This is a genomic window from Hymenobacter oligotrophus (assembly GCF_003574965.1).
Lineage (GTDB): Bacteria > Bacteroidota > Bacteroidia > Cytophagales > Hymenobacteraceae > Solirubrum > Solirubrum oligotrophum.
This window is the reverse complement of record NZ_CP032317.1, coordinates 1589353-1601602: the sequence shown is the minus strand read 5'-3', so window position 1 is coordinate 1601602 and position 12250 is coordinate 1589353. Positions and strand designations below refer to the sequence as shown.

Here is a 12250-nt window from a genome sequence, read left to right as displayed (position 1 = left end):
TTTCTTAAACGTAGAAACGGCTAAACTTTTTCGTGCATGGGCAACCGGTACACTTTGCGGGCGGTAGCCGAGGCCGATGGGCCGGTAGTAAGCCTTGTGCTCGTAACGCTCGGCAACGACCACCCCGACGTTTGGGAAATGGATTTGCCCTACCTGCTCTGGGAAAGCATGGGCACCCGGGCTGCCTCCCAACTGGTGGCCCGCATATTTCGGGAGCGGCACCCGTTGGCGGCCCGCTTGCTGGGCAGTTGCCACGTGCACCGCATCATTACCAATGCTTTGCAGCAGCACAGCACCGAACGGGTGCGCTAATGCAGCTGCTTGTTTTGTACCTGCAGCCTCCGGGTTGCTTCTCCACCTCGTAACATGAGCAACACCATTTCTTACGTCATTCAGGCCGATGCCGAACCCGACATGGCCATGGTAACGGTGCGCATTCAGTGCAAGATGAAAATTGTGCGCGTGCGTGCTCAGTCGCACTCGTGGCGGCTCGATATGCCGCGCCTGCTGTGGGCCTCCATGGGCACCGAGGATGCGGCCGATTTTGTAACGGAACAGTACTTTGAGGCCTACCCCGACGAGCTGGAGTACGTGCAGCAGCACCAAATTGCGGCCGCCGTGGCCACCTCGCTCGAAGACGCAGGCTTTTTCTTCGGCGACCCGGTGTCGGACTAACCCAACATCCTGCTTTAGCAAACGAGCGGGCCCCGCAGCCAATATTGGCTGCGGGGCCCGCTCGTTTTAACGCCACAGAGGCGGTTTAGGCCTTCAGGATACGATGCAGCTCGGTGAGCGTGGGCACCGGCCCGCGGTGGTGAATGTCGGGATTGTACAGGTCGCCCGACGAAACTTCAATGTCAGCGGAATCGAGCGGCACAAACACGCGCACGGAGCCGGTAGCCGACATACGGACGTACAGCTGGCCCTGCGTGTAGGTAGTACCCGATGGCACCCAGTCGGCGGGGTAAAAGCCGGCTTGTGCTAATTCTTCGGCAGTCATGGGAAAGCGGGGGAAGGAGCTGAGTTTGCGACGACTACGCGAGGTAGGGGCGCGCCAAGGGGTTGGGTATTGCTGCCCTCGGCACCACAAGTCTTGCTCGGCAAGAACTCAAACCAACTGCTCACGCACGCACAGTACAACACGCCTCCTCAAACGGCCGCGGCCGCGTGGGGGTTACGTTTTTTGTAAAATTTATTGAAAACTTAATTTCAGTAAGGGTTAACGCTTAAGTAGTTGGTTGAGACATTGGCCGACATCGCGCCTGAAACGCGGGTGCTTGGGCTGGCCTACTACTTGAGCCCGGTAAATGCCGCGGTGACTCGAAACCAGGTATGCCATTAAGCAAACCAGCGCCAGGTACGGTGCTGCGGAACGCCAAACAGCTCGACGGGCAAAGGGTTGCGGCGCGCCGAGGTGAAGGCAGGCACTGCAAGGCAAGGGCTGGTGAAGCGGCAAAATAAACACCGACGGCCTAGGTGCGCGGCGCCGTAGTTGGCCTGGGCAGCCACCCGGGCACGTTACTTAACCGTAGGGCAACGCGGGCAATAAGTAAAACTGCGTAGTTTGGGCATTCTTCTACTGCCTTACTTTATGACAACTGCCTCGGCCGCGGCCGCCACACCCGTTGCGGTGCCGAAAAACGACAAGCGCATTACCTCGGGCTGGGCCATGTATGATTGGGCCAACTCGGTGTACCCGCTCGTAATCACCTCCTCCATCTTCCCGATTTACTGGAGCGGCGTGGTGTCCGAAATAACCGGCCGCAACGGCAACAGCCCCGTTGAATTCTTGGGCTTTCAGGTGCCCGGCTCTTCGTTGCTTACCTACGCCATTTCGGCCGCTTTTCTGCTGATTGCCCTCATCAGCCCGTTCCTTACGGCCCTGGCCGACTTTTCGGGGCGCAAAAAGCTGTTCCTGCAGTTCTTCTGCTACCTGGGGGCGGCCTCGTGCGCGGCGCTGTACTTCTTCACGCCCAGCACGCTCACGGCTTCTACGTTCGTGTTCATCGCTGCCACGGTGGGTTTCTCGGGCTCCATCGTGTTCTACAACTCCTACTTGCCCATCATCGCCACCGAAGACCAGTACGACCGCCTTTCGGCCCGCGGGTTTTCCATGGGCTACATCGGTTCGGTAATACTGCTGCTGCTGAGCCTGGGGCTGATTATGGGCCACCCCGCCCTAGGCTTGGATAAGTCGTTGGGCCTTACGGCCGGCAAAGCCACCCAAATTGCGTTCCTGCTCACGGGCATTTGGTGGGCTGGCTTTGCGCAAATTCCCTTCGCCCGCCTGCCCGCCGACGAGGGCCGCGCCGCCGATGCCGCCGCCCCCGACAGCGGCTGGTTGCTCAACGGTTTCAAAGAGCTAGGCAAGGTGTGGGACGAGCTCAAGCACCTGCCCAACCTGAAGCGCTTTTTGCTGGCCTACTTCACCTACAACATGGGCGTGCAAACCGTGATGTACGTGGCTACCATCTTCGGCAAAGACGAGCTGCACCTGCCCGATCAGGACCTGATTATCACCATCTTGCTGCTGCAGCTGGTGGCCATCCTAGGTGCCTATCTGTTCGCCCGGCTGTCGGAGCGCATCGGCAACACGCGCGCCCTTAGCTGGGCTGTGGTTATTTGGGCGTTTATCTGCATTGCGGGCTACTTCGTGCAGGCCGACTGGACGTTCTACGCCCTGGCTTCGGTTATCGGCCTTACCATGGGCGGCATCCAAAGCCTTTCGCGCTCCACCTATTCCAAAATCATCCCCGAAGACACGCACAACACGGCCGCTTACTTCAGCTTTTTCGACGTGACCGAAAAGCTCAGCATCGTAATCGGCACCGCCACGTGGGGCATTATCGGGCAGTGGTTTGGCTCGATGCGGTACAGCATCCTGGCCCTCATTGTGTTCTTCATCCTGGGCCTGTTGTTTCTGCTGACGCTGCGTGGCAAAAAACTGCGCGAGCCGCACCCCAGCGAGGCCATTAACCAGCCGCCGCCCGCCGCGCCGCACGCCGGCACGCCGCTGCAGGCGCACTAAGCTGCACAGCCTCAAGTGCCGAGTATCCTCGGTGTACCTGGGGCATTTAAATTGAACGGCCCCGCCTGCAGCTGCAGGCGGGGCCGTTCGGCGTTTTGTCATTTCGAGCGTGAGCGAGAAATCTGGTGCTGCCGACGCGAGGCTGCTGATCCAGATTCCTCGCTCACGCTCGAAATGACAGTCAGGCGCATTACATGATAACCGGCTCTATCGTCGGAATGCCAGTTGGTTACTTCCGTTCGTACACTTTCTCGCCGCTGATGTAAGTGCTCAGCACTTTGATGTTGCGGAGCTGTTCGGCGGGCGCAGTCATTAGGTCCTGCTCCAGAATCACAAAGTCGGCCCACTTGCCGCCTTGCAGCGTGCCTTTTTTCTCCTCCTCGAAAGCCGCCCAGGCGGCCCACTCCGTCATGCCGCGCAGGGCTTGCTCGCGGGTGAGGGCGTTTTCGGGCTGAAAACCGCCCTTGGGGTAGTTCTTGGCATCCTGTCGCGCTACGGCCGCATGAAAGCCGAACAGCGGGTTCAGGGCCTCCACCGGAAAGTCGGAACCTAGGGCTAAGCGGCCGGTGGCCTTAAGCAAGTCCTGGTAGGCGTAGGCGGTTTTTAGTCGCTCGGCACCCAGCCGCTCGCCAGCCCAGTACATATCGGAGGTGGCGTGGGTGGGCTGCACCGAGGGCACCACGTTGAAGCGGCCAAACTTGGCCACGTCGGGGCGGCTTACCACCTGCGCGTGCTCGATGCGCCAGCGGCGGTCGGTTTGGCCGCGCAGCACTTCGGCGTAAATGTCCAGCAAAGCCCGATTGGCCGAGTCGCCGATGGCGTGGGTATTCATCTGAAACTTACTGGCTGCCAGCTCCTTTGCCAACGCACGGTATTCGGCTACCGATTGCAGCAGAAACCCGGTTTGCTTCGGCTGATCGGCGTAAGGATGCATTAGGCAGGCCCCGCGCGAACCCAGGGCGCCATCGGCGTACACCTTAAAGGAGTTCACCGTGAGGCGGTCGGTGAGGTAAGGGCCGCGTTTGAGGTAGTACTGCCGATTGGCGGGCGTGGGGTTAATCATGCAGTCGAGGCGCAGCTTCAGCTGGTTGGCCTTCTGCATCGCGTCGAGGCGTTCGATTTGGCTGCGCTCTAAGCCGGCATCGGCCAGGCTGGTGAGGCCCAGCTCCACGCACTGCTCCTGGGCTTGCAGCAGCAACTTGGCGGCTTCGGCGGGCGTGGGCTCCGGAATTTTGGCCGACACTAAATCCACCGCGTTATCGACCAATAGCCCCGTCAGGCGGCCCTGGGCATCTTTCTCAATCACGCCGCCCGAAATGGGCGTGCTGGCCGTAACGCCGGCTAAGTCGAGCGCTTTTTGGTTGACGAGGGCCGCGTGGCCATCAACCCGCACAATAAACACGGGCACATTCGGGAACTGTCGATCAAGCGAGTCTTTGGTCGGAAATTGCTTTGTGGTCCAGTCGTTTTGGTCCCAGCCGCGGCCCGTGAGCCACGCGCTTTGCGCGTACTGGAGGCGTTGCGCGCGCAGCTTGCCCAGCACCGCGCTCCACGAGTCGGTGCCGACCAAATCGGCATCGCGCAAACCTAGGGCGTAGCGGTAAAAGTGGCAGTGGGCATCGTAAAAGCCGGGGTAAATGAATTTGCCCTGGGCGTCGACTTCCTCCTTGCCGCGGTAGCGTTGCCGCACCTCATCGGAGCTGCCCACAAACATGATTTGGCCATCCTGCACAGCAAACGCCTGCGCTTTGGTAAAGGCCGAATCGACGGTGTACACGGTGGCGTTGTACACGATGAGGTCGGCGGGGTATTTGGTGGTGGGGCAGGCGGTAAGGCCCGCCAGCAAGGGCAGCGCCGCAAGCGGCGCCAGCACGGGGCGTAGTCGTTGGAGCATGGCAGAGGAAGAAAGGCGGCAAGTTAGGTCACTGCATGCCACCAACGAAAGCCCCCGAAAAAAGCACCGCCACGGCCGGGAAGCCGTGGCGGTGTGAGGATTGGCGTAAGCCGATGCCGGGTGGGCAACCGGCCTAGGTGCACTGCCTATTCAAAGCGCATGTGCTTCACCGATTCGCCGGAGTTCTTCAATTCCAGCAACGATTCGATACCGATTTGCAAGTGCGTAGTAACGTAGTTCGACGTTACGCTCTTGTCGCTCTCGGCGGTTTTCACGCCCTCGGGCGTCATCGGCTCGTCGGATACCAGCAACAGCGCGCCGTGCGGAATCTCGTTCACGAAGCCCACCACGAAAATGGTAGCGGTTTCCATATCCACGGCCATGGCGCGGATCTGGCGCAGGTAGTTCTTAAAGTTTTCGTCGTGCTCCCACACGCGGCGGTTGGTGGTGTACACCGTGCCCGTCCAGTAGTCCTTCTCGTGCTTCTTGATCATCGAGGAAACCGAACGCTGCAAGCGGAACGAGGGCAGCGCGGGGATTTCTGGCGGCAGATAGTCGTCGGAGGTACCTTCGCCGCGAATAGCCGCGATGGGCAGAATCAGGTCGCCAACTTTGGTTTTGCCTTTCAGGCCACCGCACTTGCCCAGGAAGAGCGCAGCTTTCGGCTTGATGGCCCCGAGCAGGTCCATCACGGTAGCAGCCATGGCCGAGCCCATGCCGAAGTTGATGATGGTGATGCCGTTGGCCGTGGCCGTTTGCATGGGCTTGTCAATGCCCTTGATTTCGACGCCGAAATGGTCGGCGAACATGGTTACGTAGTTGATGAAATTGGTCAGCAGAATGTACTGGCCAAAGTCTTCGAGCGGCACCCCGGTGTAGCGGGGCAACCAGTTCTTGACGATGTCTGATTTGGTCTTCATGTATTGTGGGAACTTAGGGTCTTGGGTTCTGAGAGACGCGGGTTTGCGGGGCGGCAGTTGCCGACGGGTGCCTGGGTGCTTGCTCGCCCAGCACCCCAACGGGTACAAAAAAACCGTCGTGCATGGGATTGAACGACGGCTCTGCGGAGCGAAAAAGCGGGTGCAGGAGCCTGTAAGCAGTACCTTTGGAGGTGATGCAAGCGTTGAACCTGCCGCCTTTCGCCTACAAAGTTACGCAATCGGGCCCGAATCTGTTGATCTGGGACGTGCTCCGCCGCCGCAACGTGGTGTGCACGCCCGAGGAGTGGGTGCGGCAACACGTTGTAAATTACTTGGTTGAACACCTGGGTTACCCGCGCGGCCTGCTCAGCCTGGAGCGCGGCCACACCTACAACCAACGCCGCAAGCGCACCGATTTGCACGCCCTAGGCCCCGATGGGCAGCCGCTGCTGCTGGTGGAGTGCAAAGCGGCCAGCGTGCCCCTCACCGCCCAAGTGGCCATGCAAATTGCTACCTACAACCAAACGATTGGCGCGCCGCTGCTGCTCGTAACCAACGGCGTGCAACATTGCTGCTGGCGCGTGCACAGCATCGAGCGTACCACGCAGGCGCTTACGTTTATCCCCACCTACGCCGAGGCGTTGGAGCTGCTGGAAGTAGCGCGGACTTTGTAGTCCGCGTCCCCATATAGTAAACTCAATCGTTGTGCTGCAGTGCGGTGTAGCGCGCGCTAGGCGACGCCTTCCTGCGGTTCAGCCCGCATGTGCCAGCACGACGTCGTTAGGGCGTAACCGCGCGGCACGAATCGTTCTGGAATATTAAGCCCGCGCTGCATTTCCCTAGGTCAGAAATTACTTTCTGCGGACGCGGACTACAATGTCCGCGCTACAGTTGCAGGCGTGGCCGGCTTCGGATACAAAGTGTTATCAAGCAGCCCATTGGTAAAGAATTGCACCAATGCGCGTAGCTCGTTGCCGTAAGCCTGTTGTTTATCCCTAGGTGGCTGAGCCAGCGGCTGGGCGGGCATATTGTGGGTGCGGTAGGGGTAAAGGCGCACCTGATTGTCGGTCGTCAGCTCGGTTACGTAGTCGCGGTGCACCAGGTAGTAAGTGTTGCCCGATAAGAACACCGCACGACCGGTTACCCGGTTGTCGAACACCGAATACCCAAACGGCAGCAGCTGGCTGGCATCGGCCCCGAAACCTAGGTAATCGAGTACGGTGGCGGGCACATCGGCTTGCTGCGTGATGCGGTGCACATCGGCGGCGGGCAGTTGCCGGCTGGGGTGGAACAGCAGCAGCGGCGTTTTGTACGAGCCTAGCAGGTTCTGGTAATCGGGCTGCAAGCTTTGCGAAGTGTGGTCGGCGAGCAGAACGAACAGCGTGTTGCGGTACCAAGGTTGTTTGCTGGCGGTTTGAAAAAAGCGCCGCAGGGCAAAATCGGTGTAGCCGATGGAGGCATGGATGGGCAGCTTGCCCGGCGAAAACTGCCCTTGGTACTGCGCTGGCACCGGAAACGGCTCGTGCGAGGTGAGCGTGAACACCGTCGAGAAAAACGGCTGCCGTTGCTGCGTAAGCTGCTGCGCGAAATACTGCAGGTACGGCTCGTCGAAAATGCCCCAGTGCCCGTCGTAGTCGGGGCTTTTGGCGCCGTTGGGGTAGTCTTGCAGGCCAAAGTACTGCTGAATACCGGCCTTGCTGGCAAACACGTTGAAGCCCATAGTACCGTTTTGGGCCCCGTGAAAAACCGACGTAGCGTAGCCGCGGCGCCCCAGCAGCTCGCCCAAGCCGTGCAGCTCGTTTGTCTGGAAGTTGGAGGTGATATAGGGCGACTCCATCAGGGCCGGCAAGCCGGCCAAGATGGCGGGCAACGACTCGATAGAGCGGCGGCCGTTGGCGTAGTGCTCCCGAAACAGCAGCCCCTGCGTTGCCAGCGAATCGAAAAACGGCGTGTAGCTGCGCTGCCCGGGGTTTTCGATGCCGTTGTACTCCGAGGCAAAACCTTCCACCAGCAAAATCAACACGTTGTGGGGGCGGGTGGTAGCGGGCTGCGGGCGCGGCGCGGGGTAGCTGGCACCTAGGGCTTGTTGCAGGGCAGCAGGGTTGGTGAAAAACTCGCGCCGCTCCAACACCTTCTGCCCAATGCTTTTAATAAAAGTAAAGGTGCTGTTTAGGGCCAAATGACCTAGGGTGGGCGGCGTTTGCACAAAGGCGTGGCCAGGCCGCAATGGCTTCAGCTGCAGCCCACCCCGCATGCCCAGCACGGCCAACCCAGCCACCAGCGTAAGCTCCAGCATGGCTACCGCCATGCGGCGCAGGGCACCGCGCGGGTTGCTTTGCACTGGCGGGGCGGCTTTGGGCATGGGGTAGAAATACCACAGCAACCCAAACAGCAGCACAAACGGCGGCACCAGAAACCAGTAATGCCACACCAGCTGCCCAGCCTGGCGCTCGATGTCGCCGGTGATGGTGAACAGCTCATCGGAGGTGCGCCGCCCGATAAACTTAAAGTACTGGCTGTCGATGATGTTCAGGGCCAGGCCGGGCGCGTTCAGCGTGAGGTACACGCCGCGCAAAGTGCGCTGCCAGGTGCGCCCGTAGGCCGGTATCAGCGACAACAGCAAGAACGGAACGTTGAGCAGCAGCAGCGCCGATAAATCGAATCGGAAGCCGTGCCAGAACGCCAGCAACGTTTGCCCCACCGAGGCCTCGGCAAATACGCTGTAGTTGGCCGCGTAAAACCCGCCGCGCAGCAGCAGGTAAGCAGCCAGCAGCAGCGCAAAGCGCCGGAGCAGCAGTTGCAGCAAAGAAGAGGGCATGCGAGGGAGGGGGAAATAAAAACGAAGGAGTTGAGGAGTGTGGAAGTAGGTGGGTGAAGTAGTTAATGGGTTGATTTACATCTACCCAAAACTCAATCCCTACTAACTCTTAAACTCCTCAACCCCTTTAGCTCACAAACTATTAATAGTCTTTGCGCAGGCGAATTTTTTGGCCCGGCTTGAGGCGGCGGATTTGCTGGTACAGGTTGGCCAACGAAGTCAGGCGCACATCTACCGGCATGCGCGTGAGGTTGAAGTTCTCGTTTTCGGCCTTGATGCAGTTGGGCGGGTACACGGCCAACAGCTCACCGGGTTGCAGCACAGCCCCTAGGTTGGTAAACATAGAAACGGCCTGCAGGTCGAGGGCGTCGTTGGGGTACAGCTCCACCCCGCGGATAAACCGCACGAAGTCCACGCCCAGGTTTTCCATTTCGCCGGTTTCGGTATCGAGCCACCATACCTCGCCGCGGCGGAGCAAAAACTGGTTGCCCACTGCATCCTGGGCAAAAGGCAAGTCGCTTTGCTTTACGCTGGAGTAAGTGCGCCAAAACGCGTTTTCGCCTTGCCAGGCCTCGCGCAGCGAGTGCCAGGCGGGCTCGTGGCAGCAACCCCGAATGTGCAGGCCGCCCAAAAAGGCAACCATGCCGTTGTGCTGCAGCATAAACGCCTGCATTTCAAACGGCAGCAGCTTAAAGGTGGCCGAATCGGAAACCGGCTCGCCGATATAGGTGATGTCTTGCATCGCGCAGAAAGAAGGTATTCGAGTTAGCAAAAAGCCTCCCTTGTGCGGGGAGGCTTTTTTTAAGGAGGAAGGAATAGTGAGGAAGGAAGAAGGCAAAACAAGGATGATTGGGCCTGCGGACGCAATCATCCTTCCTCATTATTCCTTCTTAATTCATTACGCGTGGGCGGGCTCCAGGATTTTGCTCACGTTGGTGAGCGGCAGGCCCCAAGCCTCGGCTACGCCTTTGTACACCACCTCGCCGTTTACCACGTTCAGGCCCAGGCGCAACGAAGCGTCGCGCAAGCAGGCCTCGCGCCAGCCCAGGTTTGCCAGTTTAACGGCGTAGGGCAGGGTAGCGTTGGTGAGGGCCAGGGTAGAGGTGTAGGGCACCGCGCCGGGCATGTTGGCTACGCAGTAGTGCACCACATCGTCGATGATGAAGGTGGGGTTTTCGTGCGTGGTGGGCGTGCAGGTTTCGATGCAACCGCCTTGGTCAACGGCTACGTCAACTACCACCGCGCCGGGCTTCATGTCCTTCAGCATGTCGCGGGTAACGAGGTGCGGAGCCTTAGCACCCGGAATCAGTACAGCACCGATGATCAGGTCGGCCTCCTTGATGGCAGCGCGGATGTTGTAATCGTTCGAGTACTGGGTTACCACGTTCTTCGGCATGATGTCGTCGAGCTCGCGCAGACGGTTCAGGCTGATGTCCATGATGGTTACCTGAGCACCGAAGCCAGCCGCTACTTTGGCAGCGTTGGTGCCTACTACGCCACCGCCCAGGATGAGCACGTTGGCAGGGCGCACGCCGGGTACGCCACCCAGCAGAATGCCACGGCCTTTCAGCGGTTTCTCGAGGTACTTAGCGCCTTCTTGCGGAGCCATGCGGCCGGCAACTTCGCTCATGGGCACCAGCAGGGGCAGCGAGCGGTTGGGCAGCTCCACGGTTTCGTAAGCCAAGCAGGTAGCTTTGCGCTCGATCATGGCGTGCGTCAGCTCCTCCGACGAGGCAAAGTGGAAGTAAGTGAACAGCAACTGGCCTTCGCGGATGAGCTGGTACTCCTCCTGAATGGGCTCCTTCACTTTCACGATCATCTCGGCCTGGCCATAAACCTCGGCGATGGTCGGCAGCATCAGGGCACCGGCTTGCTCGTAATCGGCATCGGAGAAGCCGCTGCCTTCGCCGGCGCTGGCTTGCACATACACCGTGTGGCCCGCCTTGCGGAACTCGGCCACGCCGGCGGGCGTAACGCCCACGCGGTTTTCGTTATTCTTAATTTCCTTCGGTACGCCGATGATCATGGGAAATATGGTGGGATGTGATGACGGGGAAAAGTGGCCGCAAATATAGGCAATGCCCGCCGCCTAGCGTTCTGTTGAGCTAACTCAAAAGGAGAGCCTGTTGCTCTGGATTTCGACGAACGTGGAGCGGTGCCCTTTGGGGCCGTACACCTTGGGGTGGTAAAGCAGCTGCAGCTGATATTGTTTGCCGGCCTCGCGCCGCTCGCCCGCAAAGGCGCTCATGGGCAAATCATAGGTGGCGCGGTAGGTGCCGCGGGCTGGTATGGTAACGCGCACATCCTTGCCGCGGCGCATGTGCATTTGCCAAGCCCTAGGTGCCCCGTCGATGTAGGCCACGGGCAGGGTGGCCTGCGGCCGCGCCGGGCTCGATACCACGTAGGGTTCATCGTTGGTATTGGTGAGCTCCAAGGCCACGCGCACGGTATCAAGCGTAGTGCTGGGCTTGATTTGCGGCAGCCGAATGCGCAGCTGCAAACCGTATTGCGGCGTGGCCTGCGGCACCTGAATATTGCGGACGCAGCCGCTGCCGAGCACGGCCGCGCTGGTCAGACCTAGGAAAAGGGGTAGAGAAACACGCATTGGGTAGGGTGGAGGTTGTTGAGAGAGGAAGGCGCAAAATGCACCCAGGCGGGCTCTACAAAAAATGATGCCACGACGGTTAAGGTCGTGGCATCAGCAGGAAATTAGTTTGCGTTTGCGGCGTGGTTTCAGCGGCCGAAAGCTTACTTAAACGGTACCGCCGCTGCGCCTTCTTTCAACATGCTTTGCTGCGAAAGGCTTTGCACCACGTTGGCTTTGAGCGTGATGGTGGCGTCGGGGCCGGTGATATCGTTCGAGTGCAGCGTAACCACATCGGCCATCTGGCCAATCTGGCGCTGCGCATACTGCAGCTCGATGGTAGCCGACTCGCCGGGCTTCAGGGCCTTGGGTTGGTTGCGCAGCGACACGCAGTAACAGTTGGAGGTAATCGAGCCCAGTTGCAGGTCGCTTTTGCCGGTGTTCTTCACCGTGAACTTGGCCGTGAGCTGCTGGCCCGATTCCATCTTGCCGAAGTCGTGCAGCTTGCGGTCGAGGGTGAGCTTGGGCGACTTGGCGATTTGCGCAGCCGTGTAGCTCTTGGCCATTTCGGCCTTATCCACCACCGCGCCTTTAATGGTGAGCACCATGGTGGGCGTAGCGGCGTTGCTGGTTACCGTTACGGTTTTGTTGAATTGCCCGGGGCGGCCGGCGCTGTTGTAGGCGGCCCGGATGAAACCTGTTTTGCCGGGCATCACGGGCGTTTTGGTCCAGTCGGGGGTGGTGCAGCCGCACGAGGCCTGCACGTTGGCAATTACCACGGGTTGGTTGCCGGTGTTCTTAAACTTGAACTCGTGCGTGGCCACGCTGCCCTCGGCCACGTTGCCGAAATCGTGCAGGGTTTGGGTGAACTCGAGCACACCCTGGGCCGAAGCACCTAGAGCCGTGAGCAGCAGGCACAGGCCCAGCAGCGAAGTAGTAAGGGTACGAAGCATAACAAAAAGGCGTAGATGAAGGACAAATGGCTGCTTGCCCAACGGCTAACCGC

Annotated in this window: 12 protein-coding genes; 4 read left to right on the top strand and 8 right to left on the bottom strand. The window is 59.8% G+C overall.

The window, feature by feature from the left end:
* Positions 1–36 precede the first annotated feature (36 nt).
* Positions 37–312: a hypothetical protein gene (locus D3Y59_RS06805; protein WP_119444369.1), complete on the top strand. Its 276-nt coding sequence runs from the start codon at positions 37–39 to the stop codon at positions 310–312.
* A 54-nt stretch (positions 313–366) separates the two neighbouring features.
* Positions 367–675, top strand: a complete 309-nt coding sequence (locus D3Y59_RS06800) for a hypothetical protein (protein ID WP_119444368.1) — start codon at positions 367–369, stop codon at positions 673–675.
* 85 nt (positions 676–760) lie between these two features.
* Here D3Y59_RS06800 and D3Y59_RS06795 read toward each other — a convergent pair whose 3' ends face one another.
* The gene (locus D3Y59_RS06795) at positions 761–1000 is read right to left on the bottom strand and encodes a hypothetical protein (RefSeq protein WP_119444367.1); all 240 of its coding nucleotides are present in this window, start codon (positions 998–1000) and stop codon (positions 761–763) included.
* A 591-nt stretch (positions 1001–1591) separates the two neighbouring features.
* On the opposite strand from D3Y59_RS06795, the gene D3Y59_RS06790 reads away from it, so the two are divergent.
* A complete protein-coding gene (locus D3Y59_RS06790) occupies positions 1592–3028 on the top strand; it encodes an MFS transporter (protein WP_119444366.1) in 1437 nt (478 codons plus the stop codon).
* 229 nt (positions 3029–3257) lie between these two features.
* Here the strand turns inward: D3Y59_RS06790 and D3Y59_RS06785 are convergent, their stop codons facing one another.
* Positions 3258–4922, bottom strand: a complete 1665-nt coding sequence (locus tag D3Y59_RS06785; RefSeq protein WP_119444365.1) for an amidohydrolase — start codon at positions 4920–4922, stop codon at positions 3258–3260.
* Positions 4923–5068: 146 nt separating this feature from the next.
* A complete protein-coding gene (locus D3Y59_RS06780) occupies positions 5069–5842 on the bottom strand; it encodes an AMP nucleosidase (protein ID WP_119444364.1) in 774 nt (257 codons plus the stop codon).
* A 194-nt stretch (positions 5843–6036) separates the two neighbouring features.
* Here D3Y59_RS06780 and D3Y59_RS06775 point away from each other — a divergent pair, with 194 nt between their 5' ends.
* Positions 6037–6516 carry a type I restriction enzyme HsdR N-terminal domain-containing protein gene (locus tag D3Y59_RS06775; protein WP_119444363.1) on the top strand — a complete coding sequence of 160 codons (480 nt, stop codon included), beginning with the start codon at positions 6037–6039 and terminating at the stop codon, positions 6514–6516.
* Positions 6517–6713: 197 nt separating this feature from the next.
* Here D3Y59_RS06775 and D3Y59_RS06770 read toward each other — a convergent pair whose 3' ends face one another.
* The 5 genes from D3Y59_RS06770 to D3Y59_RS06750 all read right to left on the bottom strand — a co-directional run bounded on the left by D3Y59_RS06770 (position 6714) and on the right by D3Y59_RS06750 (position 12197).
* A complete protein-coding gene (locus tag D3Y59_RS06770; RefSeq protein ID WP_119444362.1) occupies positions 6714–8660 on the bottom strand; it encodes an LTA synthase family protein in 1947 nt (648 codons plus the stop codon).
* Positions 8661–8802: 142 nt separating this feature from the next.
* Positions 8803–9402: an SMI1/KNR4 family protein gene (locus D3Y59_RS06765; protein WP_119444361.1), complete on the bottom strand. Its 600-nt coding sequence runs from the start codon at positions 9400–9402 to the stop codon at positions 8803–8805.
* A 156-nt stretch (positions 9403–9558) separates the two neighbouring features.
* Complete coding sequence (gene ald / locus D3Y59_RS06760) at positions 9559–10686, bottom strand: alanine dehydrogenase (RefSeq protein ID WP_119444360.1); 1128 nt, start codon at positions 10684–10686, stop codon at positions 9559–9561.
* An 84-nt stretch (positions 10687–10770) separates the two neighbouring features.
* A complete protein-coding gene (locus D3Y59_RS06755; RefSeq protein WP_162910607.1) occupies positions 10771–11265 on the bottom strand; it encodes a hypothetical protein in 495 nt (164 codons plus the stop codon).
* Between the two features lie 143 nt (positions 11266–11408).
* Entirely contained in the window at positions 11409–12197 is a 789-nt protein-coding gene (locus D3Y59_RS06750; RefSeq protein ID WP_119444358.1) for a DUF1573 domain-containing protein, read from the bottom strand.
* Positions 12198–12250 lie beyond the last annotated feature (53 nt).